Origin of the sequence: Enterococcus sp. 3G1_DIV0629 (genome assembly GCF_002141285.1) — a bacterium.
In the GTDB taxonomy this organism is placed as follows: Bacteria; Bacillota; Bacilli; order Lactobacillales; family Enterococcaceae; genus Enterococcus_B; species Enterococcus_B lactis.
Map to the genome: position 1 here is coordinate 1,321,741 of NZ_NGLI01000001.1, position 24,768 is coordinate 1,346,508.

The window sequence follows — 24,768 nt, forward strand, 5'->3', positions numbered from 1 at the left end:
ACCCACTTCATCTTTTTTTACTTGTCCTTACGTTCAAAGCGGTTATGGTCTCTTTGATTGAATTTTTCCATATTTTTTTCAAAAACATCAGTTAAGTCGATATTCAATGAATTAGCCATGATCATCGTAACGAATAAAACATCTCCAAGTTCTTCTGCTACCGAGTTATCTGGTTCCGAAGCTTTTTTGCTTTTTTCTCCATAAGTGTGGTTGACTTCTCTGGCCAATTCACCTACTTCTTCCGTTAATCGAGCCAGCTGAGCTAATGGAGAGAAATACCCGACCTTGAATTGTTGGATATACTCATCTACTTCCTGCTGCATACTGTATAAAGAACGTTTTTCATCCATCTTTTCCCCTCCAAAACTATCTTACCAAAACTTTAACGCAAATCCTAGATAAGAGCAATTGAGAAAATCGAATTTCCATGCTACATTTAGGAAGGAATTTCTAAATGGAGATTCTGTGAAAATACATAATTGAAAGCTGGGATTCATATGGCCACACGGAAAACAGTAAAAGAAGTACTTTTTATTATTATAGGAACGAGTATTTACGCATTTGGACTTGTTTATTTGAACATCGCTAATCACTTAGCAGAAGGGGGCGTCTCAGGAATCACCTTGATCTTGAGAGCTTTATTCGGAATTGATCCAGCTTATACGACTTTATTAATCAATATCCCGTTGATTTTACTAGGGGGAAAGATTCTGGGAAAACGTTCTTTAGCCTATACTGTTCTAGGTACACTCTCTTTGTCATTCTTTTTATGGATCTGGCAACGGGTTCCGCTAGAAATCAATTTACAGCATGATCTACTGATCGTTTCTCTACTTGCGGGTTTGGTTGCAGGGGTAGGAAGCGGGATCGTCTATCGGATGGGTGGAACAACAGGCGGAAGCGATATTATCGCTCGGATTTTAGAACAAAATTACGGCATCTCCATGGGGCGTTCCCTATTGGCATTCGATATCATCGTCTTGCTTGCTTCCTTAACCTATATCGACTTGAAACGCATGATGTATACGTTGATCGTTTCCTATGTTTTCAGTCGCGTAATTGATTCAATCTTGGATGGTGGGTATTCTGCAAAAGGTCTGCTTGTCGTCTCCAACAAAAGTGAAGAGATTGCACCGCTGCTGATGACCGGTCTGCAAAGAGGCGTCACTTTCCTCTCTGGCGAAGGTGCATTCTCTGGAAATTCAAAAAAGATCATCTACATGGTCGTTAGTTCTAGTGAATTAACGGAAGCCAAGAGAATCGTCCACGAGATTGACGAAAAAGCTTTTCTGTCGATTATTAACGTGCATGAAGTTGAAGGGCAAGGGTTTACCTATTTGAAGCCACAAACAAGATTACTGAAAAAACGATAAAAAAGACAAGGGGTAGCTGTGAGGAAAGATTCCAAATCCAGCTATCCCTTGTCTTTTTTGGTATGATTCATTTTTAGCTAATTATTATGTTCACTTACTCGATTATTTTTCTTTTGCGTCTGCAAAAGGATTTTTCGGTTGACTTCATCAGACAATTTCAAAAATGCATCCCTGTCTCCATCTTCTAGCGCTTGATCGATTTGAGCATAAAGCATATTTAGTTTTGCTGCTTCTTCTTTTTCTTGAAAATATCGCTCGATCAATTCAGTATCTTCTTCACTGACAGAAGCATCCCAAGAAGAAAATGGATTATCTTCTAAGATCGATAGATATTCTCTTGTCTGCCAAGCATTCTCAAATAGACATTCCACATATAAAGGTTTCTTCCAATTCAATCGGATCTCATGGAAAATCTGATCTGTATCCGTAAATTCTTTTCCCTGCAAAAACAATTTCATTGGTTCCCCTTCAACAGATAGATCACTGATTTGCAGACCTCGATCCGCAAAATTTGCCCCTTCTACAAAGTGGACATTACTTAAAATTGCTTCATGATTGGCAAGATAATTCAAGATCCAAAAAACTTCTCTTCGGCTAAAAGATACATGATTGACCATCCACGTTAAAAAATTCTTCTTTTCCCGTACATCAATTAGCATTTTTCTCACCTCTCTGTTAGATCATCTAATAATGACAGTGCCTCCATATCTCCTGGTTCAAGTTTTAAATAATAAATCAATAATTCTTGTGCTCTTTTTAGCTGTCCTTCTTCTCTTAAGAAAAAGGCATATTCTTTCAAGAAATCTGGTTCATGAGATAGTTCATGATAAGCTTGTTCATAGTGTACAGCTGCAACGGTGAAGTCTTCTAATTCATTATAAGCATGCGCTAGATTCCATTCCGCATACGGATTAGCAGTTTCTTCCATCTGATTGATCACTTGTATCACATCTTCATATCTTTCATCATCCAAGTAAAGATTGCTTAAAGTAAGTAATGTTTCATCTTGTTTGTCTCCTACTTCTAAAGCTTTCAGCAAGAGTTCCTCTGCTCGCTGTTTGTCGTGCAGACGAAAAGCATTTTCAGAGGCTAGATGATAAAGTTCAACTTGGTAAGGATTTTCTTTGATTCCTTCTTCTAACACTGTTTGCGCTTCTTCAACCATTTCTTCTTCTTGAAGAGCTTGTCCTAGATATAAATATAATGATTGATAATGTGGATTAACTTCTCGAAGCTCTTCCAGATAGTTGATTGCTTGCTGATTTTCTTTTAATTGGAGATTCGTAAAAGCTAGCTGGAACAGTCGATCATCTGTCTTTTCTTCTTTCAATGCTTCTTCTAAAGGTGCGATAGCTGCTTCAAATTCACCTTGCATGCTTAAGGATTGCCCTAAACGTTCTTGCATCGAGATTCCTGACATCTCGTTTATCCCACTTGCCAACAATGTTTCATAAATCACTGCTGCCTCTTTGAAACGATCGACTGAAAAATACAATTCAGCTAGTGCAAACTGGATCAATGGTTCATCCGGTAGCAACCCTGCCGCTTCTTTCAATTTTGCTTCACTCACTTCAGGAATCCCGATGACTTGGTACAAATCAGCTATCGCCAATAAGCTTTGCGGATAGTAATCACTTTCCTTATCCACTTTTTCCAAGTATTCAAAAGCTAGGTCGATCTCATTGTCTTCGATTGCAATTTCTGCTAGCGGGATGTTTAGTCCGTCATTTTCTGGATATTGGTTGATCAATTGTTCAAAAATCTGTTTTGCCTCGATCAAAAAGCCAATAGCTAGCAATTCTTCCCCTAGTTCAGCTAATATATCTGCTGGATCTTCTTTTAATGCTTTTTCTAAAAAGAGTTGTGCTTGTGCCAGATCTTCATCTGATAAAGCTTGCAACATTTTTTCGCTATTTGTATTCATTTCAATTCCCTCTTATCTCGCTGACGATTTGTTGAAATACCGTCATTGTTCTCAACAATTCTTTTTCGTTTGGTCGTTGGTATCCGTCTATTATACCTATTTTTTCTAAAACAAGTATTTTTTTGCTTTTTTCTGCCAAGAAAAGGACTTTTTCCAAATACTCCATCTTTGAAATCTGTTCCAACCATTGGATAGGATAGCCAAGCAAGTCTAGCCATACAAAAAAATTTTTTAGTTGGAAATCAAAAGGATAGGCTTGGAGATTCCACACGAAATGAAACATCATCCCTAAAAATTTTTTCATACTAGCAGAAAGCAAGTGCCCATTTTCAGTCAGATAAAAAGCTTGTTCAAACAGTTTACCATAATTTGACAGATTTTCTGCCTCTAATTGATAAAAATAAATCATTTCTTCGATCATCCCGGCAAATGGCCGGGTCGTTAATTGCTTTTTATTTGGATAGTTTTTATACAAGTTTTGTAAAAAACGGTGATCACAAATCATTCCGCAACAGATAAAAGTCAAAAAGTCAATCTGTTTTCCGTCCACTTGCCGCTCGCTGATCGTTTGATCATAAACGATGCGTTCTGGCATGTTGATGGTTTGCAGCACTACACGATTCGGTAGCTGCAAAATCGTTCGCTGTGGAGTTAATGCTCGGCTCAGGGAACGGATGGACACAGGAATCAGCCAAAGTGATGAATCAAGGATTGTATGTTTTTGAAAAAAACCTGCCAGATCCATGATCCCTTCATTTCCAAATCCGATAACAAACATGGATTGATTTTCGGGATAGCGTTTGGTGAAATCAAGCAAGTTCTTCAATTCTGTTAAATGATTGCATTGAGTATTGGCACAAATGTACCAGTCATTATTTGCCTGATTTGCAAATAATGGGTTGATCTTATCTGCAAACAAATCATAATAACGCTGATTTGTTAAAAACAAGATGGGTTGATCGATCGAAAGTGCTCTTAGTTGACTGACAAGCGTTTCTCCGTAGAACACTTTTGTCAATGCTTCTTCTACTTGATAATCAAGTTCCATGCGCATCCCTCCTCTTCTTATTTTTATTTTACCATTAGTAAGCAAAATCTAGAAAAGATAAGGGCAAAGTCCACCTCTTAACTTGGAAATAAATAAAAATTAAATAAAATACATGCGTTTTTTATGTATGACATGCGGATTCGAAATTTTTGTCTCTTAATTGACTTTTTCTGCTAGGAAATAAAAAGAAAAGCACTTGTAGCCCTAGAGCCACAAGCGCTTTTTTACTGTCTTATTTAACAGCGTCTTTTAATGCTTTACCTGGTTTGAATGCAGGTACTTTGCTAGCTGGAATTTCGATTTCTTCACCAGTTTGTGGGTTGCGACCTTTGCGAGCTGCGCGTTCGCGAACTTCAAAGTTACCAAAACCGATTAATTGAACTTTTTCGCCGTTAGCTAAAGCATCTTGAATAGTTGAAAATACAGCATCTACTGCTGCAGTTGCATCTTTTTTAGTTAAATCAGTAGCTGAAGCAACTTTTTCGATTAATTCTGCTTTGTTTGCCATGGATAGATTCACCTCCTCCACAAGAGATATGATAGAAATATCATTTAGTTAAAACTTTCTGAGTGGTCCAGAAGTTTAAAAAGAAATATTGATTAACTTCAATATTCTGTTATCACGATATCATATGAACCGCTTAATAGCAAGGTTTTTACCAATTTTCATATGCTTTTTTTAGTCATAGAAACGTAACAAACAAAACTGTCTTTTTCTTTTGAAAAAAAAACGTTGATATGGTAAAATGCCTATTTTCTTCTACGAGGGATGATTCGAATGGATGTCCCTTCAAAAGTAAATGCTTTTCTGATTTGATTTTCTAAGAAACGCTCATAAGAAAAGTGCATCAATTCCTCTTCATTGACAAAAACAACAAATGTAGGCGGTTTGACAGCGACTTGTGTAGCATAAAAGATCTTCAGCCGTTTTCCTTTATCTGTCGGTGTTGGATTGATGGCTACAGCATCCATAATGATATCATTCAAAACAGCAGAAGAGATACGAAGATTCTGGTTCATACTTACTTGTTCGATCATTTCAGGAAGACGTTCCAACCGTTGTTTAGTCACTGCAGAAACAAAGACGATCGGTGCGTAATCTAAATATCGGAATTCATCACGGATCTCTTGTTCGAAATCACGCATCGTATTGGTTTCTTTCTTCACAAGGTCCCATTTATTCACAACGATAATGACACCACGACCAGCTTCATGAGCGTAACCCGCTACTCGCTTGTCTTGTTCTCGAATCCCTTCTTCCGCGTTCAGTACCATCAAAACGATGTCAGAACGGTCGATCGCACGCATCGCACGCATCACGCTGTATTTCTCAGTATTTTCATATACTTTTCCGCGTTTACGCATGCCGGCTGTATCGATCATCAAGAATTTCTGTCCACTTTCAGAAACAAAGTGAGTATCGATTGCATCCCGTGTCGTTCCTTCAATATCTGAAACAATCACCCGTTCTTCTCCTAAAATCGCGTTGATCAAAGAAGATTTACCAACATTTGGGCGACCAATCAAACTAAACTTGATCGTGTCGTCATCCTCTTCTTCAGTCTCTTCAGAGAAATACTTCACTGCTTCATCTAAAATATCGCCAATTCCTAGTCCGTGGCTTCCTGAAACAGGATAAGGATCGCCTAGTCCTAAAGAATAAAATTCATAGATATCATTTCTCATTTCTGGATTATCTACTTTATTGACTGCTAAAATCACTGGTTTATTACTTCTGTATAAAATTTTCGCAACCATCTCATCTGCGTCTGTCACACCTTCGCGTCCGCTGACTACACAGATGATCACATCTGCTTCTTCAATCGCGATTTCTGCTTGATGTTTGATCTGATCCATAAAAGGTTCATCACCAAGATCAATTCCGCCTGTGTCGATCACGCTAAATTCTCGACCTAACCATTCGCCTTTTGCATAAATACGATCACGAGTTACTCCAGGAGTATCTTCGACAATCGAGATACGCTCACCAGCGATGCGGTTAAAAATCGTAGACTTACCGACGTTCGGGCGGCCAACGATTGCAATTGTTGGATTTGCCATATTATTTCCTCCTCACAAGTTTCCAATCTCACTTAGTTTAACGAATGCAATGCCAACTTTCAAGCATAGATTGTCAATTAAACGAAGTATTTTTATTCCTTTGTGAAATACTCACCGCTTTTCAAAAGAAAAACTGAGACAAAAGCAGCTGCTTTCATCTCAGTCACAGATACAAAATCAATTATTTTTCAGAATCATCGGTTGCTTTTTCTTCTACTTCTTCTTTCAACGCATCCCCTAAAATGTCTCCCATAGTGAATCCAGTATTTTCTTCTGGTAATTCATAAGACTCCACATTTTTTGGTTCTTCTTCTGAAGCTGGTTTTTCTTCTAAAGCTTTGATGCTCAATGCAATACGATGTTCTTCTGGATGGATCTCCAATACTTTCACTTTCACTTCGTCACCTTCATGAAGTACTTCGTGAGGTGTGGCGATATGTTTATGTGAGATTTGAGAGATGTGGACTAGCCCTTCTACTCCAGGGAATACTTCAACAAAGGCACCGAAACTTGTTAGACGTTTAACAGTTCCGTCCAATACTGCTCCAACTGGGGCTTTTGTATCGATTTCTGACCAAGGTCCAGGCTGTGTATCTTTGATTGACAAGGAAACACGTTCTTGTTCAGGGTTGATAGACAACACTTTGACGTTTACTTCGTCATTAACAGCTAACACATCACTTGGTTTTGCTACATGACTATGAGAAATCTCTGAGACATGGACTAGACCGTCAATTCCGCCTAGATCGACAAATGCCCCGAAATCAGTAAGACGTGCGACACGTCCGCTGAGAACATCTCCCTCATGAATCGTTGAAAGGATTTCTTTTTTCTTTTCTTCTCTTTCATTTTCAACTACCGCTTTGTGCGATAAGATCAAACGATTTTCTGATGGTTCGATTTCAATGATTTTAAAGCTCAATGTTTTGCCTTTATAATCTGAAAAGTCCGCAACAAAATGATCTTCCACCATTGATGCAGGGACAAAGCCACGCACACCGACGTCAACGACTAAACCGCCTTTGACAACATTTGTAACAGGTGCTTCAATTACCTTGCCGTCTTGGAAATCTCTTTCGATGTCTTCCCAAACTTTTTTAGCATCTAAACGGCGTTTTGAAAGAAGATAGCTGCCGTTTTCTTTATCTTTGCCGATCGTACTGATAACGACTAAGTCTAATACATCGCCGACTTTCACTACTTCGTTGATATCTTCTACTGGTAAAGTTGATAATTCTTTTGCCGGAACGACGCCTTCAACTCCGGCCCCTTCGATTCCGACAATTACTTGTTTGTCTTCGATAACCAAAACTTCGCCCTTAACAACATCGCCAACTTTTACTTCTTGGACGCTTTTCATTGCGTCTTCCATTGACTGGTTGTTCTCTTGATTTTGATCAAATTCTGTCATAACACTTGTCCTCCTAACCAACATTCTGCCGTAAGTACGGTACTGTTTTTAGTTTAATTGATTATTCAAAAAAAATAAAGCGATTTCGTTCGTTTTCCTTGAAAAAACAATTGTTTTTCAGTTTTTTTCTTCATTTAAAAAAGAAGATATCCCTTTTCCAAAACGACGGCTTTTATCGCTGCAACGACTTCTGAAATGGATTTGCCGGTAGTATCGATACGAACAGCGTCCTCTGCTTGCTGCAGCGGAGAAACTTCCCTTGTTGAATCATAATGGTCTCTTGCCTGTATCTCTTTTGTTAATGTTTCAAGATCAGTTGGGATCCCTTTTTCTTGGTTCTCTTTGAATCGTCTTTCTGCACGCTCACTTACGCTTGCTACTAAAAAGATTTTCACTTCTGCATTCGGCAATACAGCTGTCCCGATGTCTCTTCCGTCCATCACAACGCCACCGCGTTCGCCTATTTTCCGTTGGATAGCAACTAGTTCTTCTCTGACTTTCCCATGAGCAGAGACTTCAGAAACAGCTTTTGTGACATCAGGCTGACGGATTTCTAGTGTGACGTCTTTTGATGCTGTGAATACATGCTGCCCATCTTCTTGTTGTGAAAAAGAGATAGGATACTTTTTGATCAGTGAAACTAGTCCTTCCTCATCTGAAAAAGATACATTGTTTGTAATAGCTAGATAAGTCACTGCGCGATACATGGCACCGGTATCCGTATAAATATAATTCAATTCTTTTGCTAAGATTTTGGCAACGGTGCTTTTTCCTGATGAAGCAGGTCCGTCGATCGCAATACTGATTTGTGTCATGATATAACTCCTTTTTCTCAAAAAAAAAGCCGCAAAGCGCGGCTATTATTATTTAATTCTTAATTCTTGACCAGGGTAAAGCATAAAGTTGTTTGGATCTAAGCCATTCAATTCAAACAATTGGTCAGTGGTGATTCCTGCACGCTCAGCCACTTGTTTTGGACCTTCGCCTGCTTGAACAGTCGTTGTCGTACCAGCTACAGCTGAGGAAGAAGGTGTTGTTTCTGCTGCATTGCTGCTTGAATCCCCTGCTTGATAAGTTGTGTCACTTGAGGAAGAAGGTGTTGTCTCTGCTGCAATACTGCTTTCTGACGTTACCCCTGTATCTTGAGAAACAGTAGATTCTTCCGCCATTGTACTAGATTCTACTGTTGAAGTCTCAGTTGACTCCTCTTTTGTTGTACTTGTGGAACTTTCTACTACTGATGTCGAAGTTTCAGAAGAAGATGCTGCTGTTGCATTGTTGCTTGATCCGTTTCTGATCCAGAAATAAGCACCTGCTGGAATAGCGATACATAAGACTAGTAAAATCAAAAATAGCGAAAGAAATAATGTATTTCCTTTCTTTTGTTGTCTCTGAGAACTTCTTGATGAAACCTCATCATCTGTATCATAGATTGGTTGTTCCCATGGTTCTTGTGTTTCGTTATTTTCTGTAGATTGATGTCTATCTTTTCTGCTCACTGTTTTACCTCCTAAACTCTATCGTGTGTATTATACCATAGGAAAAAGTGTCTTGTCCTAAAAAATCAATGTTCCATGTTTTTTTTAAATAAATTTAGTAAAATCGATTCCCAATGAAGCGGTTCAGTCTTAGAAAAAGCCTTTTTCTTTGGTAGAAGTTCTACTTTTGCGCCATCAATATCACAACAATTCTGCGGCTTTTCGGAAAGTTCTTCCCCAAAATAAGCCAAGATGAATTTTCTGCGGCAGTCTTCTTCATGGATATAACGAAGCATCTGCTGCAGGCGGAATTCTTTTTCTTTTTCCTGACGTTTGAGCCGTTCCACCCAATTTTCTGGTTTTTCAGACTGCTGGATTAACTCCATCCATTTTTTTTGCAGCTCATCAAATGGCGCTTGCTCTGCTGCATATTCCAAATAAAGCTCAAAACTTTGTCGCTGTTCTCTAGAAAGTTGATTAAAGAAATAATGAATACGTTCATCTCCACTTTGATATAAAAGGATTGCTGCACTTTCTTCCTGATCTCTGCCTGCTCGACCAATTTCTTGTACATAGTTTTCCAAACTGTCTGGCAAATCGTAATGGATCACATAACGAATATCAGATTTATCGATTCCCATACCAAATGCGTTCGTAGCAATGAGAAACTGCAGCTGATTTTTTACAAACTGTTGCTGAAGCTGTCTTCTTTGAGCTGCATCAAGGCCACCGTGATAATATCCAACTGAAAAGCGCTCCCTGAATAAATGATACAAACGTTCGACTTCTTTTTTTGTTGCACAATAAATAATTGCCGCACCCTGTGCACTTTCCATGAATTGTTCAAGTTCTTGTTCTTTTTGCTGCGTTTTTCGAACAAAAAGCGAGATGTTTTGTCGATTGACTGATTGTCTAACCTCTTTTGGCTGTCGATCAAATAGCACCTGACGTATATCTTTCGCTACTAAATCTGTCGCTGTCGCGGTTAGAGCCAATGTGACCGGGTTTCCTAAATGCTCGCGGATTTTTCCTAACTGTTGATATTCTGGCCGAAAATCAACTCCCCATTGTGATACACAATGTGCCTCATCCACTACATATAGCGCTATATCCTGTTTTTTCAGCTGCTCTAAAAGAGAAGGGTTAGTCAACATTTCCGGACTCAAAAATAAAAATTTATATTGCGACAGATGACGGAGAACGTATCCTCTTTCAGCTCGCGAAAGCAAGCTATTGAAAGCAGCTACTCGTTTTTCCCCTTGTTTTTGCAGTTGTGTCACTTGATCTTCCATGAGAGAAAGTAGCGGTGACACGATGAGAACCATCCCATCCGTTAAATACCCTGTTAATTGATAGCACAGGCTTTTCCCCGTTCCTGTAGGCAAAATAGCGAGAGTATCTTCTCCATCAAGCAACGCCTGAATAATTTCTTCTTGGCCGGGTCGAAATGAATCGAATCCAAAATATTTTTTTAATTCATTTATTAACATTCTGTATCGCTTCCTTTCTCAATAGATAGATTTGATACAAACGAAATTCTCCATAATCTAATTGTCCATCTACATTCCATTCGCTGAAGCGCCACTCTCGCACGGAATCCTTATTTGGTTCCAATCGTTCGACCGTTTCTTGAGAGAGAATCCGCTCGTATGGAAAATCATCAAAAAACAAGGCCCACTCAATAAGATGATCTGTTACCGTCCCTTTTTTTAAATGACGTATTGCCATGATCTGGTCAATTGTCTGACCATTCATAAACATCTGCTTGGTGATCATCATGCTTTGATTGAAATTTTGCTGTAATAACGGATCAATCAACACATACCATAGCGAATCTGGCCGTTCTTCTATTTGCGCGAGCAAAAGATGGATACATCTGCTTTGTTGTAAATAAACAGCTGACTCATCATTGGTTTTTGCTAGCTGATACGGCAGAAGTCCTGTTCGATCATTTCCAGAGAATTGGTTAGCTAAAAAATCGGCTGCTCCTTCTGGTATCTCCGAAAACAGCTGCGCTAAACTTTCATACGCGCTATCAATCAAAATTCCACGTGGCAATCTGCTTCCACTAAGCCATTTTTTCAGTTGGAAAGTATAAAAAGGACTTGTCTCTGCTGGAAGATAATCTTGGTTCCCAGATGCCAGATTAGAAATCACTTGAACAGCAAATTTGATGAGCCGCCAACTAGTTTCCCCGGTTCGTCCATATCGGTCAAAACGCAAACCAGTATATTCTGTGCGAAGTTCAGACAACCTATCTGCTCCTGCAGACGTTAATTTTGCTTCATTTTCATTTATTTCGATCCAGCCTTGCTGTGCAAGTTTTTGCATAATCTGATAAAACTTGTCTTGCTTCAAATCTGGAAAACTGTTATGAGCAAATAAAAGTTCGTGAGTAAATCCGAAAATAAGTACTGAAGTCGTTCGTTTTCCCACAAGGAGCTGGTAAAGAGAGCTGACTCGCAGCTTGTTTCTTGATGAAAATAGCGATAAAATAAAAACAATCATATTATTCTCCTTAAGTTAGGATGGTTAGAAATGTCACTACTATGTAAACTTGTACCTGAACGCTGTATTGCATGCGGCCTTTGCCAAATCGAAGCGCCGGATATTTTCGATTATGATGAAGAAGGAATCGTTTTATTTGCCCAAGAACCAGAGGCTCATCAACAGTTCGTCATGCCGGAAGAAGAAGCGTATGTAAGAAAAGCGTATCAAAAATGTCCAGTTCGGGCGATTTTATTAGAAAACAAAATTTAAGTCAAACTAAGCTTTAAAAATGAACACTAGATTTTCTAAACTTGAAAATAAGCCGGGATCTGTTTCTCCCGTTCCGTGAAATCCCGACTTATTTTGAAAGTTATATTTTCTATCTATTTATTTGACTTGTTTTTTCATAGACCCTATAGGACCCATTTCGGTTATTTCAACTTTTTCAGCCAGTTTTCCAATGTATTGACAATCACAGTTTGCTGATCTGCGTTAGAAATTTCTGCCTCTCCATCTCCTTTTTGCTCACCATAGCTACCAAAGCCTCCATGGTTCCCGCCGTTGATTGATACATACTCTGTTCTTTCAGGTAAGTACTGCTTGGCTTCTTCATAAGCTTTCTGATTCAATACTTTATCTTTAGTTGCTGTAATTGATAAAATTGGGACAGCCGATTCTTTCAATGTTCCTTTTTTATCGGGATAGCTTGCCATGAAGAATACCCCTTTTAAATGACTGTCTGAATGATTCTTATTCGCATATCGACTTGCCATGACACCGCCTAAAGAGTGACCACCGATCACATAATCGGAATCTGGAAAATCTTCTTTGATTTTATCCGCTTTGTTTCCACCTATCACTGCTAGATCAAGAGGCATTTTGACAATAGCAACTGAGTAGCCATTTTTTGCTAAATCTTGCGCCCAAATACTATAACTTTCTGGGTCTACGAGAGCACCAGGATAAAAAATAAGTAATGGAGACTTTGCCTGATTCTTTTTCTCTCCTTCAAAAAACAAGTAATCTTCTTTGTTTCTTCCTTCTTTTACCACCTTTTGTGCTTCTGACGATGGTTCGTACGTATTTTGCTGTATATAGTAATAACCGCCTCCGCCAAGTAATCCTAAAATAATGACTAAGCCAATTAGTATTCGTCTAAATATTTTCAATTTCTCCCACCTTTTCTATCTGAGTTTATACCTTCTTCTCAATCAAGTATGATTATACCTTAAAAAAAATAAGAGAAAAATGCAAACTTTCCAGCACCAAATAAAAAAGACGGAATATCCATTCGAATATCCGCCTTTTTTATATGATTATTTTTTATTTAGCGCACAAACGATACACTGCTTCTGCATAAATTTCCATTGCTTTATACATACTGCTTAATTCCCATCGTTCATTTGCCTGATGCATGAAGTCTGGAGTATCAGGGAACATCGCACCGAATGCCACACACTGGTTCATCGTACGGGCAAACGTAGCGCCACCTGATACAAATGGTTCAGTCATGTCTCCAGTAATCTCGCGATATGTTCCCAATAGGTTTTTCACTAATTCACTGTCCAATGGCACGTATAATGAATCTAGGAAGTCAAACTCTTCATAAGACAACTCATATTTTTCTACTGTTTTAGTTAATTTAGCTACTAAATCCTCTTTTTTGAATGTCACAGGAATTCTCATATCTACACCGATTTTTGTTTGTTCTGGTGTGATTTCCAAACTTGCAAAGTTCATCGTTAACTCACCAGATTGTTCATCTTCTGTCTTGCCCACGACTGCTTCACCAGTTGCATTTTCTTGAACTAATTTTCCTAAGAAATTGATTGGGCCAAAATCGAATACTTCTGAAAGAGCGATTGCCAGACGAGAAATAGCATTCACTCCTTGTGCGGCATCTTTCGCGTGGATACTTTTACCAAGAACGACGATTCCTTCGCCTTGTTCTTCGAAATCAAATCCGTGTTTTTTCAATACTTCTTTTACTTCAGAAATCTTTTCACCAGAATAAGGAGCTGCATCAGGAACAACATTCAGCGCTCCGCCAGCTTTTACAGAAAAATCGTTCGTTCCAGGGCCTGTCAAGTAAGCTTGTAGTAAGCCTTTTTCCGCATAAATTAAAGGGAATTCAGCGTCTGGCGCAAATCCTTGCGTAATGCCTTCTTCTTTCTCGTTATATTTTTCTAAACAACGCCACAAATTTTCTTCATCTGTACCAAAGATAAAACGAATACGTGTTTTGAATTCCACGCCAGCGTCCATCAAAGCTTTTACAGCATACATTGCTGCAATGGAAGGACCTTTGTCATCTTGAGAGCCGCGACCAACTAACCAGCCGTCTTTTACGGTTGGATCGAATGGTTTCGTTTCCCAATTGTTTTCGTCGCCTGCCGGAACAACGTCCATATGACACAAGATACCGAATAATTCATCTCCTGAGCCAATCTCTGAATAACCGTAATAGCCTTCTGGATCTTTAAATGTTCTAAATCCTAGCTTTTCACTGATTTCCAATACTTTGTCCAAAGCTTCAATCACTTTTTTACCGAAGGGGTGTCCTTGCCCTGAATCTGCTTCATCTAGTACGGAAGGGATTCGGATCAATTCGCTCAATGATTCTAATGCTTGTTCATGATGTTGTTCTGTCACAAATTGTTTCATGATTTTAACCTCCTAATATGTTAAAAAGGGTTATGTCAAATGCCTCCGACACAACCTCTTCTTCTCTAATAATGACGTTTTAAGCCTGCTCCATCAGCAAGCAGAATGTTCTTAACAAATGATGAAAGAAAAAACACTCACTGAATGGAGCAATCGACTTATCCACGTGCTTATTGATAGCCGTATATCGGTTTCTTCACTCTTATGATAGACCTTGTACCTGTATTTGTCTAGGTTTAGAACATTGCTGCTACACCTAGGATCACACAGATGGCTACAAATAATATCGCAATTAATTTACCAGTAAATTTCCACCATACTGAAACATCGAAACGAGCAATCGCTACAGCACCCATTACGATAGCAGATGTTGGCGTAATCAAGTTTACTAAGCCAGACGCAGATTGATAAGCAGTGATAACTAAATCCTTCCCTACACCGGCAAATTCACCCATAGGTCCCATGATTCCCATTGTTGCAGCAGCTAAGCCAGAAGTTGAAGGAATCAAGAATGACATAGGAATATAGAAAATAAATGTAATGATGATGAATACACTTGAAGATAATGAACTTAATCCTTGTTCGCCCCAGTGTAAGATAGTGTCTGTAATCAGCCCGTTGTTCATAACCACTTGGATACCACGAGCAACAGCTACTACGATAGCTACACCAATCAAGTCAGAAGCACCAGCTAAAAATTCAGAGACGAATTCAGATTCTTTCATACCATACGTGATTGCTACGACGATTGACATGACTAAGAACAACATAGTAATTTCTGGGAAGTACCAGTCACCTAGTGGAAGCATGCTTTTACCTAAAACAGTTCCTAGTACCGGAAGATTTGTTAACCAGTTTGTCAATGATTCAAAAATTGTGAAATTCGCATTCAAGGTTGTCCAAGGAATCAAACTGATGATCATGATACCAAAAGTAATGAAGAACAATACATTTACATGTTTTTGTTTTTTCGTGATTACTTCTTGACGACCGATTGCTTCGATATCGAAATGTTTCATATCTTCTTTACGTTGATTGTATACTAATGATTTTGTTGGATCTTTTTCGATTTTTGATGCATAGCGATACACATATACAATAGAAATAGCTAACAAAATAACGAACATCAAGAATCGAAGACCAATACCTTCACCCATCGAAATCCCAACAGCTTGTGAAGCTACGCCTGTTGCGAAAGGATTGACCGTTGAAGCTAAACAGCCTACTTGAGACCCTACTAATACGATGGCTACTGCTACCACTGTATCAAAGCCTACTGCCATCATAACTGGGATCAGTAAAGCATAGAACGGAATCGTTTCTTCCGCCATTCCGTAAGTAGATCCGCCTAATGCAAATAACAGCATCAATACTGGAATAAGCATTTTTTCTTTTCCTTTGAATTTCTTCACAACTGAAGCGATTCCGGCATCTAGTGCACCTGTTTTGTTGATAATACCTAAAAATCCACCAACAACTAAAATGAAGAAAGAGATTGGGATTGCAGCAGGTGTTTCTTTAGTTAGCTCCCCCGCTGGTACACCTAGCATCCCATTGATTGGCGCCATGAAAATATCCCACAGCCCTTGAGGATTTTGTTGTACTCGTTCATATGATCCAGCGACAATGTTGCCTGCATCGTCTACACTATAGTGCCCAGCTGGTATAAACCAAGTAAGTACAGCGATTACTGCAATAATAATGAATAAGACCGTATACGCTGAAGGCATTTGAAATTTTTTCTTCTTTGTTTGTTCCATCTTCTTCTTCCTTTCTTTTCCGTTAGAGACATCATTTTTGGCTCTAATGTTATTTTATCAAAAAGAGTATCAGAACAAAAATAATAACACGCATTTTATAAAACTTTTGTTCAAAAAGTTCGTTTTTTCCTATTTTCTCCCCCTTTTTTCAGGTTTTTAAAGCTTTCTTCATTTTCATTGTAGCGTTTCCTTTTTTATATAAACAAACATTTCCGTCTTTTGAAAGGAGAAGAATTTCACATTCTAAAAAATCCGATTGATTTTTATGCATAAATAAAAAAAATACTCAAAACAAACAAATAAAACGTTTACAATATTGCATGTATTGTATTTTTTTCCAAAAAAAAAGATCAAGAAATTTCTTGATCTTTTTGACATTTATTTAACTGCTGTATGACGTTGTTCCAACTGATGTTGTTTTCGACTTAACCATGGAAGAAGTTGCGCATGTAGCACTAAAAAGACAGCACTCACGATGAATCCTTTGATCAAGTTGAAAGGAACAATCCCAATCAATACATAATTTGCTAAAGACATCCCCAACATCTGTGTCGCGTTCAGTCCTAAAAACATTAAGTAAAGAGGCGTAATAACGAAATAATTCGCGATACTCATGAAAATAGTCAGAGCAATCGTTCCTGTAATCACACCTAAAAATTTATTTCTTCCTTTATGCTGTTTCTTTACACTAAAGAAGTAATAAATCGGAAAGGTAAAGATCGTTGTTGATAAGAAACTAGCTGTGTCTCCCACTAGGTTATCTGGAGAAAAACCTGTAGTCAGCAGATGTAATACTGAACGCAAGAACGCTGTTGCTACTCCGGCCGCTGGACCGAATAAGAACATACTGATCAATACCGGGATATCACTAAAATCAATCTTCAAAAAACTAAAAGCCGGCATGATCGGAAAAGCAAAATACTGTAAAACTAATGCGATCGCAGCAAACATCGCTACTGCAACCATTTTCTGTACACGGGTGTTCTTCATTTGAAATCCTCCTGTTAGGACTCCTCTTCAGCGAACTTTTTGACGTTTCTCTCCAAATGAAAAAACTCTATTTTCCAGGGAAAATAGAGTTAGAGTTATTTGATCAAGTGTGCGTCAAATAAGCTCTATCTTCTTTATCCAGACTGTACTGTCGGTATCGGAATTTCACCGATTCAGCTATTTTTTGCAAAATAGGTCGTGGACTATAACCACCGGTCGGGAATTTCACCCTGCCCCTGAAGACGAACCTTATATAATTTTTGTTTACATGTTCATTATACATATCTCTTCAAAAAACGCAACATTTAACACTTATAAAAAGTAAGTGTTTATTTTGAATGATTCAATAAGCTGCTGACTTCTTTTTTGTTCAATTCACGATAATCCCCAGGGCGTAGACCTTGTAATGTCAAATCACCGTATTTTTCACGTTTCAACTTTTGCACAGGGAGCCCAACTGCTTGAAGCATATTTTTCACTTGATGATTCCGTCCTTCGTGGATCGTCAATTCCACGATACTGTGATTTGTCTTAGGATCCACTGATAAAATTTGGAATTTAGCTGGAGACGTTTTTCGTCCTTCGATCTTTATTCCTTTTGCCAAAGGTGCAAGCATCGATTTTGTCGCAATCCCTTTTACTTTTGCGACATAAACTTTATCCACTTCATGTTTTGGATGTGTCAGGCGCTGGGCAAAATCTCCATCATTTGTCAGCAGTAAGATGCCTGAAGTATCGTAGTCCAGTCGACCTACGGGGTAAATTCGTTCTTTTACCATCGGCAGAAGGTCCGTAACGACTTTTCTTCCTTTGTCATCTGCTACAGCAGAAATGACTCCTTTAGGTTTATACAATAAATAATAACCGTATTCTTCTTGATAAATTGGCACTTCATCCACTTCCACAGTGTCATGTTTTCCAACTTTTATCCCTAATTCTCTTACAACTTGTCCGTTTACTTTTACACGTCCTGCAAGGATAAATTCTTCTGCTTTTCGACGAGAAGTGATGCCAGCGTGGGCAATGACTTTTTGTAATCTCTCCATTTACAATTGTTCTCCTTTATTCATTCCATCAAAGAATAGATCTGGTGACACATCTTCTTCAAGTGAAATTTCCATTTCTTGTGTATCAGGCAGTTCCTCTAATGATTTCAGCCCAAAATAATCCAAGAAGTAACCAGTTGTTCCATATAATATCGGTCGACCTGGTCCTTCTACTCTGCCTTTTTCTTCAATCAGTTTATGAGCAGCCAGACGCTGTACCGCTCCTGAAACCTGAACGCCACGAATCTGCTCAATCTCAGCTCGTGTGATCGGTTGTTTATAGGCAATGATTGCTAAAGTCTCGACAGCGGCTTGAGATAACGTGTTCGATGTTCCTTGCGCATATCGCTTGAGCAATGGCGCTAGCTCTTTTTTAGTCGTTAATACATAATGGCTTTCCGTTTCAAAAATATGCAAAGCTGAGTGCGGATTTTGAGCGTAAGAGTCTCTTAATTCTTTCACTAAATTTGCGACTTCTGCTTCACTGAGATTCAACAGTCCGCTTAATTCTTCATTACTGATTCCTTCCTCGCCAACAATAAAAAGAAGGGCTTCAAGTTCACTTAATTTCGTCATGTTCGGTATCTCCTACTGCTGGATAAAGCATAATTGATTCATAGTTTTCTTTTTGTTGCGCAATAATCTGTCCTTTTTTCATCAACTCTAGCAAAGCCATAAAAGTAGTGACAACTTCACTTTTGGAAGGCGACTCAAAAAAAGAGTCGAAGGTACAGCCATGCGTATTTCTTTTTATACGCTCTTCGATAAAGATCATTCGTTCTTCGATCGTTGTATCATCGGGCGTGATCGTTTTTTCCACTTTTTGAGAAAATTTCTTACGTTCCAAAATTTTCTGCATAGCACGGATCAGATCGATTTTTTTGACTTGTCCTCGCTTCAACGGCTTTTCAACATCCGCCAATCCATCGATGTTCATAGGGTCTTTTGTGTAATAAAGACTTCGTTCCTCTGCTTTTTCTGTTAATTTTTCAGCCGCATACTTATACTTACGGTATTCTAAAAGCTGAGTGACCAATTCTTCTCGAGGATCTTCTTCCCATAGTTCTTCATCATCTGTAACAAACTCTTGGATAGGGAGCAACGTCTTACTTTTGATTGCCATCAATGTAGCAGCCATCACTAGGTATTCTCCTGCAACAGCTAGCTCCAGTGTTTTCATTGTATGAATATAATTCATATATTGCTCTGTGATCGTAGCGATTGGTATATCATATATATCGATTTCCATTTGCTGAATCAGATGAAGCAGCAGATCGAGAGGTCCCTCGAATACATCTAATTTAATATTGATCTCCGTCAACTCATTCACTCTTTCTTCTTTTTCTTTGCTAGCCACTTTCCAATATAAGGCTCTGTGATTTCAGTTGCACGGATGGAGACATCCGGATACTTTTCTTGTAATTCATCTAACATTTGAAAGCCCATATTCTCACCGCGATAAGATGGATTCAAAGAAATGTCATGGATGATCAGCTGATCGTTCGTTGCCCAATAAACACCAATGATCCCTTGAATGTTGGTCGAACCTTCCGGCGTAAAGAAAAAAAGTTCATAATCATCTTCAGATTCGTACGTATCTATCTCCTTCAACAAAGAAGACTTACCTGTCAGCTTCTTATGGAAACTCAACAGTCCCATAGCAATTTTACGGTTTTCTTTTCGGTAATGTGTTAACATCTTCTCACCTTCCTATGACTAAGCCCTTGGAAAATGCTGCTTATAAACATCTGTCATCCTTTTTTTCGTGATATGTGTATAAATCTGTGTCGTAGAGATATCCGCGTGACCTAACAATTCCTGTACTGTCCGCAAATCTGCTCCGTTTTCTAGCAAGTGGGTGGCGAAGCTGTGCCGCAGCGTATGCGGCGTTACTTCTTTGTAAATCCCAGCCTCTCTTACTAGCTGCTTCAGATTTTTCCAGATTCCTTGCCGAGAAAGACCTTTTCCATGATTATTGACAAATACATGCATTTCAGATGCGTCCTTTACAAGTAACGGACGTGCTTCGTCTAAGTAGCGTTCCAGCCATTGGATCGCATAATCACCTAAAGGAATAATCCGCTCTTTATCTCCTTTACCGACTGTCTGTACCAGCCCAAGAGAAAGATGAAGATCTCCCAATTTCAATCCAATCAATTCACTGACGCGCATCCCAGTAGCATACATGACTTCTAAGATTGCACGATCTCTTATTCCTAACGTTTTTGTCGTATCAGGTGCTTCAATCAGCTTTTCTACTTCTGCCAGCGTCAATGTGCTTGGTAATTTCTGCGCTTTCTTTGGCGTATCGATATGCTGCATTGGATCATGATCCGTGATACGCTCTTGTCGTAAAAACTGATGGAATCTTCTGAGGCTTGAGATCATCCGCGTAACGGTTGCTGTCGCTTTTTTTTCTTCATGCAGTTTTTCCAGAAAACGGATGACTAAAAAACGATCGACATCTTGCCATGAAGCAACTTTCTGCTCTTCTAGAAAATGCAAGTATTGTTCCAAATCACGTTCATAGCTTTGACGTGTATTGGCGGATAATCCCCGTTCAATATTCAAGTAGTGGAGATAATCGTTGATTTGCTCTTTCATAATAATCCCCCTCATGCCTCTCTATCATATCAGATACCGCTTCATTCTGATAGTCTTTTTCCATAATCTGAGCAAAGAAAAAGCCGTCTAGACACTCAGACGGACTGGTTTCTTTTTTCTTTTTCATAACATTCCTGACAGATTCCATGGAACGTCAGCCGATGATCTTTTACTAAAAAATGATAACGTTCTTCTACTACTTGCTCCACTTCAAGTAAAAGATCCTCTTCTACTTCCTCGATCGTGCCGCAGTTCAAGCATAGTAAATGATGATGGAAATGTTTGGCGCCTTCTTTTCTCAAATCATAACGGGCTAATCCATCATTAAAACTTACTTTATCGACAATTTTTAATTCTGTCAAGATTTCAAGGGTTCGATAAACAGTAGCAAGTCCAATTTCTGGACTCTTTTTTTTCACTAAAAAGAAGATCTCTTCTGCAGACAAATGCTCTTTCTCATTCTCCAAAAGCACAAGCAGGGTAGCTTCTCTTTGCGGTGTCAGCTTGAACCCCGATTCATGTAGCTGCTGTTTTGTTTTTTTCATCGCCGAAATAGCATTCATGACCATTTACTCAACCCCAACAATTTATAATAATTACAATTTAGAAAAACAATAACACCGTGTTAATTAAAATTATTATAAGCTAGTTAAGAAAAACATGCAAGGGATTCTCAATTAGATTTTTTGACTAATTTTGTCACACCGTTTTCTTGTTTAATCAGTCCTTGTTTCAAAAGATTGCCTAATGCTCGCTTAAAAGCACCTTTGCTGATGCCGAAAGCTTTCATGATGTCTTCTGGATCTGATTTATCTGTAAAGTTGATTTGCTGATCTGCAGAACGTTCTAAAATGGTTAAAATCATTTGTGCATCATCTGATATTGCTTCATACGCTCTTGGTTTCAATGAAAGATTCAGTACACCATCTGGTCGGACACCAATCACACGCCCTTTTACCTGCTCACCTAGTCGAGGTTCGTTATATCGTTCAGAAGGATGAATAAACCCAAGATAGAAATCTTCAGTCAAAACATACGTACCTGTTAATTTCAAACGGTAGGCTGTTCCTATCACATCTTTGTTTTTCATTTCTTCTGTTCCATACTTGCTTAAAGATTTGAATATTTTTTCGTCTGCTAAGCTACCCCAAACACGGTCCTTTGCATCAACTCTAAGGGAAATCATCAAACGATCTCCCTTTTTAGGCCACAGCTCTGTCATGGTCGGTAATTCATCAAGAGATACGACAAAGTCTTTATCTGGAAGACCGATATCGACAAATGCGCCTAAATCTTTTCGTGTTGCAGTAACGATCCCAAATGCATAGTGACCGATGCGACTTTTTGGAATTTGTGTAGTGATCCGGTTTTCATGTTTTTGATTTTGGTAGCCGAATCCTTCCACTGCCTCACCGATTTTGTGCTCGCCTTCTGATTTGCTTAAGCCAAAGGTTTGCCCATTTTTTTGGACAAAGTAATTTTTTTCATTTTCATCAATAATAATACCTGTAAATATAGTTGCTAATAAATCGTTCATTTTTTTCTCCCTCTATAGTGAAAGGTTTTCTTAATACATTTCTTTGCTATCATAACATAATGTTATCTACTTGAATAGCTGAGCCTTGGTTTGGAAAGGTGAAAAAAGGAGTATGACAACAGATGTGTCATACTCCTTTTTTCGAATAAACGGTGTTAAACGGCAAGCTCACAACCTCTTTCGTTTAGCTAAAACTAATTGCTCCCATTTCCTCCGAACCACCCAGTTTTACAGTTGATCGTTACGATATAAAATGGCAAAGCACTTTCTCCAATGCCTTTCATCAATGCAGATTTTGTTGAAGTGGCATATAGATTGTAATAGCCTTCCCCATTTTCGATTCTGGCTTTTTCTAATCTGTATCCTCCTTCAACGATATATCCACGTTGGATACATGTAGCAATCACTTTGCTTTGGACGCCTGGTGCCCACGTCCATGCTGGATTAGATGCATCGGCAATATCACTTGCTCTGGCAGATTTGATTGGCTGATTCGCTGAGTTTGAAGAGGAAGGAGTCGAGGATGCCGCTTCTTGCTGTGCTGCTTGTGCGACCGCAGCTTGTTGAGCGGCTTGAGCTGCAGCTGCTGCTTGAGCGGCTTGTTTTGCTTGTTCTTCAGCTGCTTGTTTTGCTTCTTCAGCTTTTTTCTTTTCCTCTTCTGCTTTTTTCTCTTTATCAGTGAGCATCTTATCTACTTGTTTCAATTGTTCATTCAACTGAGCAGATAGATCTGTATTTTTCACCTTTTCTACTGCTTCTTTTGCCGTCTTGTATTGGTCGCGTGTCGCTGAACCCACTACTTTTCCGTCTTTAAAGACTATAGCTGTTTTTTCTTTAGCTGTTTGCAATTCAGCATATTGATTTTTAGCTTGTGTTTGTGCTTGTTGAATCAATTTTCCAAAATCTGTGTTATCCGTTTCGATTGTTTGTATCTCTTTATCTGCTTTCAACTTGATGTCATCTGCTAGATGATCATCGACGATCGCAGGTGCTACGAACCATTCATTCACTTTCTGGATATCTTGGATCTTAGATTGGATATCTTGATAAGTTGTTTCTAACTCTGAATATCCTTTTTCATTCTTAAGACTTGATAAATCATTTTTTAGTTTCGATAAATCTTGATGAATCATATCTGCACGAATAAATTGATGGTGATCATCTGTATAAAAGGCAGCAAGTTTCCCATGAAGGTCTTCCATTTGTTGCTGTCTTTTTGCTTCTGCTGCTACTTCGGCTTCTACTTTTTGATGATGGTCATAATAAGCCCAGCCTCCCCCACCTAGTAGAAGAACTGCTGCTAAAGCGAGATAAGGCACTTTTTTTGATTTTTTCTTTTGTGTCTTATCTAGATCTTTTTTTTCTAGGTTTGATTCTTGAGGCGTTTTTTCAGTATTTGGCACGATTGTTATTGGTTCTGTTTCTGCTTCAATCAGCTCAGGCGGGTTCTCTTCTTTTTCTATTTTGGCTTCAAGAGCAGTGCTATCTTCACTTGCAGATTGACTTTCAGCATCGGCTTCATTATTTATTCCATCTGACTCTGTTGACTTCTTGTCTGCTTTTTCGAGCATTTCTTTTTTATCTGCTTCCGGCAACACATTCGATTTCTCGTCTTCTGATTGTTTTTCAGACAATGTTTCAGTTTTTTCCGGGATATCCGTTTTTAGATCATTCGTTTTTACTGATTCTTTACCTGCAGCGTTTACTCCAATAATGTCTTTTTCAGTGTCTTTTTCAGCTTCATGTTCTGGTTCTACTTTGTTTTCCTGTGCAATTTTTTCACTGATCATTTTGAGCAGCTCTTCCGCGTGCTCTTCCTTTGTATCTTCACGATGTGCTTTGATATAGGCGGACAGTATCGAATTTTCTTCCTCATTATCGACGATTTCTTTTAGTTCAGCTACTCTTCTTTTTTGTTTTGATTCAAGGGTTTCTTCTTGATTCTTTCCTGATTTTTCCGAAGTCTCACGAACAGTCGCTTTCTTCTGTTCCCTTTTTTCTTTATTGGCTACTTTATCGTGAGTAGATGATACATCGTCTTCTGGTTCTGTTTTTTCGAATAATTCCATCACGGATTCGAGAGGTAGATCTTTCAATTCCGACCATTCGATTGGATCGTTTAATTCTGTATCAGGAAAGACTGCGTCTTCAGTTGATTTATCCTGCATAGTTTCATCTGCATTTATTTCTTCGATTGTTTCTTTTGTTTGCTGATCTTCTGCAGTTAGTTGATGACCGCAGACTGGACAGATATTGTTCTCATCCATTTTTTTCGATCCGCAATTTGGACATTTTTTCATCACTTAGCGATCGGCTCCTTTACTAGGTTTACGCTACCATTTAATCTATCATATTCTATACGTCACGCCAATAGCTTATTTT

The 24,768-nt window shown here is 38.7% G+C and carries 25 protein-coding genes and 1 riboswitch; of the genes, 2 read left to right on the plus strand and 23 right to left on the minus strand.

What is annotated here, in order from left to right; all coding sequences use genetic code 11:
• Positions 1 to 17: 17 nt before the first annotated feature.
• The gene (locus tag A5816_RS06705) at positions 18 to 350 is read right to left on the minus strand and encodes a nucleotide pyrophosphohydrolase (RefSeq protein WP_086310993.1); all 333 of its coding nucleotides are present in this window, start codon (positions 348 to 350) and stop codon (positions 18 to 20) included.
• 147 nt (positions 351 to 497) lie between these two features.
• Between A5816_RS06705 and A5816_RS06710 the strand changes: the two genes are divergently transcribed.
• Positions 498 to 1,373 (plus strand): YitT family protein, encoded by an 876-nt coding sequence (locus A5816_RS06710; protein WP_002290183.1) that lies wholly within the window; start codon positions 498 to 500, stop codon positions 1,371 to 1,373.
• 77 nt (positions 1,374 to 1,450) lie between these two features.
• On the opposite strand, the gene A5816_RS06715 is transcribed toward A5816_RS06710, so the two are convergent.
• The 10 genes from A5816_RS06715 to A5816_RS06760 form a co-directional block, all read right to left on the minus strand.
• Complete coding sequence (locus A5816_RS06715) at positions 1,451 to 2,032, minus strand: ReoY family proteolytic degradation factor (protein WP_002335598.1); 582 nt, start codon at positions 2,030 to 2,032, stop codon at positions 1,451 to 1,453.
• Positions 2,033 to 2,037: 5 nt separating this feature from the next.
• Complete coding sequence (locus A5816_RS06720; RefSeq protein ID WP_038398824.1) at positions 2,038 to 3,297, minus strand: tetratricopeptide repeat protein; 1,260 nt, start codon at positions 3,295 to 3,297, stop codon at positions 2,038 to 2,040.
• Between the two features lies 1 nt (position 3,298).
• Complete coding sequence (locus A5816_RS06725; protein WP_002309590.1) at positions 3,299 to 4,345, minus strand: hypothetical protein; 1,047 nt, start codon at positions 4,343 to 4,345, stop codon at positions 3,299 to 3,301.
• A gap of 232 nt (positions 4,346 to 4,577) precedes the next feature.
• Positions 4,578 to 4,853 (minus strand): HU family DNA-binding protein, encoded by a 276-nt coding sequence (locus tag A5816_RS06730; RefSeq protein ID WP_002290178.1) that lies wholly within the window; start codon positions 4,851 to 4,853, stop codon positions 4,578 to 4,580.
• Between the two features lie 242 nt (positions 4,854 to 5,095).
• The gene (der, locus tag A5816_RS06735) at positions 5,096 to 6,406 is read right to left on the minus strand and encodes a ribosome biogenesis GTPase Der (protein ID WP_002290177.1); all 1,311 of its coding nucleotides are present in this window, start codon (positions 6,404 to 6,406) and stop codon (positions 5,096 to 5,098) included.
• Positions 6,407 to 6,587: 181 nt separating this feature from the next.
• Positions 6,588 to 7,817 carry a 30S ribosomal protein S1 gene (rpsA, locus tag A5816_RS06740; protein ID WP_002290176.1) on the minus strand — a complete coding sequence of 410 codons (1,230 nt, stop codon included), beginning with the start codon at positions 7,815 to 7,817 and terminating at the stop codon, positions 6,588 to 6,590.
• Positions 7,818 to 7,951: 134 nt separating this feature from the next.
• Positions 7,952 to 8,632: a (d)CMP kinase gene (gene cmk / locus A5816_RS06745; protein ID WP_002372254.1), complete on the minus strand. Its 681-nt coding sequence runs from the start codon at positions 8,630 to 8,632 to the stop codon at positions 7,952 to 7,954.
• Positions 8,633 to 8,680: 48 nt separating this feature from the next.
• Entirely contained in the window at positions 8,681 to 9,316 is a 636-nt protein-coding gene (locus tag A5816_RS06750; RefSeq protein WP_002315217.1) for an SAG1386/EF1546 family surface-associated protein, read from the minus strand.
• 65 nt (positions 9,317 to 9,381) lie between these two features.
• The gene (locus A5816_RS06755; RefSeq protein ID WP_086310994.1) at positions 9,382 to 10,785 is read right to left on the minus strand and encodes an ATP-dependent DNA helicase RecQ; all 1,404 of its coding nucleotides are present in this window, start codon (positions 10,783 to 10,785) and stop codon (positions 9,382 to 9,384) included.
• Positions 10,772 to 11,803 (minus strand): helix-turn-helix domain-containing protein, encoded by a 1,032-nt coding sequence (locus A5816_RS06760; protein ID WP_086310995.1) that lies wholly within the window; start codon positions 11,801 to 11,803, stop codon positions 10,772 to 10,774. The genes A5816_RS06755 and A5816_RS06760 overlap by 14 nt, the downstream gene beginning before the upstream one ends.
• Before the next feature lie 30 nt (positions 11,804 to 11,833).
• On the opposite strand from A5816_RS06760, the gene A5816_RS06765 reads away from it, so the two are divergent.
• Positions 11,834 to 12,055 carry a ferredoxin gene (locus A5816_RS06765; protein ID WP_002309599.1) on the plus strand — a complete coding sequence of 74 codons (222 nt, stop codon included), beginning with the start codon at positions 11,834 to 11,836 and terminating at the stop codon, positions 12,053 to 12,055.
• A gap of 161 nt (positions 12,056 to 12,216) precedes the next feature.
• Here the strand turns inward: A5816_RS06765 and A5816_RS06770 are convergent, their stop codons facing one another.
• The 12 genes from A5816_RS06770 to A5816_RS06825 all read right to left on the minus strand — a co-directional run bounded on the left by A5816_RS06770 (position 12,217) and on the right by A5816_RS06825 (position 24,686).
• Complete coding sequence (locus A5816_RS06770; protein ID WP_002372251.1) at positions 12,217 to 12,954, minus strand: alpha/beta hydrolase; 738 nt, start codon at positions 12,952 to 12,954, stop codon at positions 12,217 to 12,219.
• A 154-nt stretch (positions 12,955 to 13,108) separates the two neighbouring features.
• Positions 13,109 to 14,449, minus strand: coding sequence for a M20 family metallopeptidase (locus A5816_RS06775; RefSeq protein ID WP_010732789.1), 1,341 nt, complete (start codon positions 14,447 to 14,449; stop codon positions 13,109 to 13,111).
• 236 nt (positions 14,450 to 14,685) lie between these two features.
• Positions 14,686 to 16,209, minus strand: coding sequence for a YfcC family protein (locus A5816_RS06780; RefSeq protein WP_002290168.1), 1,524 nt, complete (start codon positions 16,207 to 16,209; stop codon positions 14,686 to 14,688).
• Positions 16,210 to 16,587: 378 nt separating this feature from the next.
• Positions 16,588 to 17,199, minus strand: a complete 612-nt coding sequence (locus A5816_RS06785; RefSeq protein WP_002309605.1) for an ECF transporter S component — start codon at positions 17,197 to 17,199, stop codon at positions 16,588 to 16,590.
• Positions 17,200 to 17,322: 123 nt separating this feature from the next.
• A riboswitch (FMN riboswitch) is annotated at positions 17,323 to 17,447 on the minus strand.
• A gap of 81 nt (positions 17,448 to 17,528) precedes the next feature.
• On the minus strand, positions 17,529 to 18,245 hold the full coding sequence (locus tag A5816_RS06790) for a pseudouridine synthase (RefSeq protein WP_002313886.1): 717 nt from the start codon (positions 18,243 to 18,245) through the stop codon (positions 17,529 to 17,531).
• The gene (gene scpB / locus A5816_RS06795; RefSeq protein ID WP_002309607.1) at positions 18,246 to 18,821 is read right to left on the minus strand and encodes an SMC-Scp complex subunit ScpB; all 576 of its coding nucleotides are present in this window, start codon (positions 18,819 to 18,821) and stop codon (positions 18,246 to 18,248) included.
• Positions 18,805 to 19,575: a segregation/condensation protein A gene (locus A5816_RS06800; RefSeq protein ID WP_277885141.1), complete on the minus strand. Its 771-nt coding sequence runs from the start codon at positions 19,573 to 19,575 to the stop codon at positions 18,805 to 18,807. Before A5816_RS06800 ends, scpB begins: the two co-directional genes overlap by 17 nt.
• Positions 19,572 to 19,943 (minus strand): GNAT family N-acetyltransferase, encoded by a 372-nt coding sequence (locus A5816_RS06805; protein ID WP_002290158.1) that lies wholly within the window; start codon positions 19,941 to 19,943, stop codon positions 19,572 to 19,574. The genes A5816_RS06800 and A5816_RS06805 overlap by 4 nt, the downstream gene beginning before the upstream one ends.
• 18 nt (positions 19,944 to 19,961) lie before the next feature.
• A complete protein-coding gene (gene xerD / locus A5816_RS06810) occupies positions 19,962 to 20,849 on the minus strand; it encodes a site-specific tyrosine recombinase XerD (RefSeq protein ID WP_010732791.1) in 888 nt (295 codons plus the stop codon).
• 95 nt (positions 20,850 to 20,944) lie between these two features.
• Positions 20,945 to 21,418 (minus strand): Fur family transcriptional regulator, encoded by a 474-nt coding sequence (locus A5816_RS06815; RefSeq protein WP_002290152.1) that lies wholly within the window; start codon positions 21,416 to 21,418, stop codon positions 20,945 to 20,947.
• 104 nt (positions 21,419 to 21,522) lie between these two features.
• Positions 21,523 to 22,386 (minus strand): virulence factor B family protein, encoded by an 864-nt coding sequence (locus tag A5816_RS06820; protein ID WP_002290150.1) that lies wholly within the window; start codon positions 22,384 to 22,386, stop codon positions 21,523 to 21,525.
• A gap of 194 nt (positions 22,387 to 22,580) precedes the next feature.
• Positions 22,581 to 24,686, minus strand: a complete 2,106-nt coding sequence (locus A5816_RS06825; RefSeq protein WP_086310996.1) for a cell division site-positioning protein MapZ family protein — start codon at positions 24,684 to 24,686, stop codon at positions 22,581 to 22,583.
• Positions 24,687 to 24,768: the final 82 nt, after the last annotated feature.

Bases quoted from the DNA above. Each gene is read 5' to 3' on its own strand.
- A5816_RS06820 (WP_002290150.1), bottom strand. From the start codon at position 22,386: ATGAACGATTTATTAGCAACTATATTTACAGGTATTATTATTGATGAA.
- A5816_RS06805 (WP_002290158.1), bottom strand. From the start codon at position 19,943: ATGTTAACACATTACCGAAAAGAAAACCGTAAAATTGCTATGGGACTG.
- A5816_RS06760 (WP_086310995.1), bottom strand. From the start codon at position 11,803: ATGATTGTTTTTATTTTATCGCTATTTTCATCAAGAAACAAGCTGCGA.
- A5816_RS06765 (WP_002309599.1), top strand. From the start codon at position 11,834: ATGTCACTACTATGTAAACTTGTACCTGAACGCTGTATTGCATGCGGC.
- scpB (WP_002309607.1), bottom strand. From the start codon at position 18,821: ATGACGAAATTAAGTGAACTTGAAGCCCTTCTTTTTATTGTTGGCGAG.
- A5816_RS06705 (WP_086310993.1), bottom strand. From the start codon at position 350: ATGGATGAAAAACGTTCTTTATACAGTATGCAGCAGGAAGTAGATGAG.
- rpsA (WP_002290176.1), bottom strand. From the start codon at position 7,817: ATGACAGAATTTGATCAAAATCAAGAGAACAACCAGTCAATGGAAGAC.
- A5816_RS06755 (WP_086310994.1), bottom strand. From the start codon at position 10,785: ATGTTAATAAATGAATTAAAAAAATATTTTGGATTCGATTCATTTCGA.
- xerD (WP_010732791.1), bottom strand. From the start codon at position 20,849: ATGAAAGAGCAAATCAACGATTATCTCCACTACTTGAATATTGAACGG.
- A5816_RS06785 (WP_002309605.1), bottom strand. From the start codon at position 17,199: ATGAAGAACACCCGTGTACAGAAAATGGTTGCAGTAGCGATGTTTGCT.
- A5816_RS06775 (WP_010732789.1), bottom strand. From the start codon at position 14,449: ATGAAACAATTTGTGACAGAACAACATCATGAACAAGCATTAGAATCA.
- A5816_RS06825 (WP_086310996.1), bottom strand. From the start codon at position 24,686: ATGAAAAAATGTCCAAATTGCGGATCGAAAAAAATGGATGAGAACAAT.
- A5816_RS06720 (WP_038398824.1), bottom strand. From the start codon at position 3,297: ATGAATACAAATAGCGAAAAAATGTTGCAAGCTTTATCAGATGAAGAT.
- A5816_RS06790 (WP_002313886.1), bottom strand. From the start codon at position 18,245: ATGGAGAGATTACAAAAAGTCATTGCCCACGCTGGCATCACTTCTCGT.
- A5816_RS06715 (WP_002335598.1), bottom strand. From the start codon at position 2,032: ATGCTAATTGATGTACGGGAAAAGAAGAATTTTTTAACGTGGATGGTC.
- A5816_RS06710 (WP_002290183.1), top strand. From the start codon at position 498: ATGGCCACACGGAAAACAGTAAAAGAAGTACTTTTTATTATTATAGGA.
- A5816_RS06815 (WP_002290152.1), bottom strand. From the start codon at position 21,418: ATGGTCATGAATGCTATTTCGGCGATGAAAAAAACAAAACAGCAGCTA.
- A5816_RS06730 (WP_002290178.1), bottom strand. From the start codon at position 4,853: ATGGCAAACAAAGCAGAATTAATCGAAAAAGTTGCTTCAGCTACTGAT.
- A5816_RS06725 (WP_002309590.1), bottom strand. From the start codon at position 4,345: ATGGAACTTGATTATCAAGTAGAAGAAGCATTGACAAAAGTGTTCTAC.
- der (WP_002290177.1), bottom strand. From the start codon at position 6,406: ATGGCAAATCCAACAATTGCAATCGTTGGCCGCCCGAACGTCGGTAAG.
- cmk (WP_002372254.1), bottom strand. From the start codon at position 8,632: ATGACACAAATCAGTATTGCGATCGACGGACCTGCTTCATCAGGAAAA.
- A5816_RS06780 (WP_002290168.1), bottom strand. From the start codon at position 16,209: ATGGAACAAACAAAGAAGAAAAAATTTCAAATGCCTTCAGCGTATACG.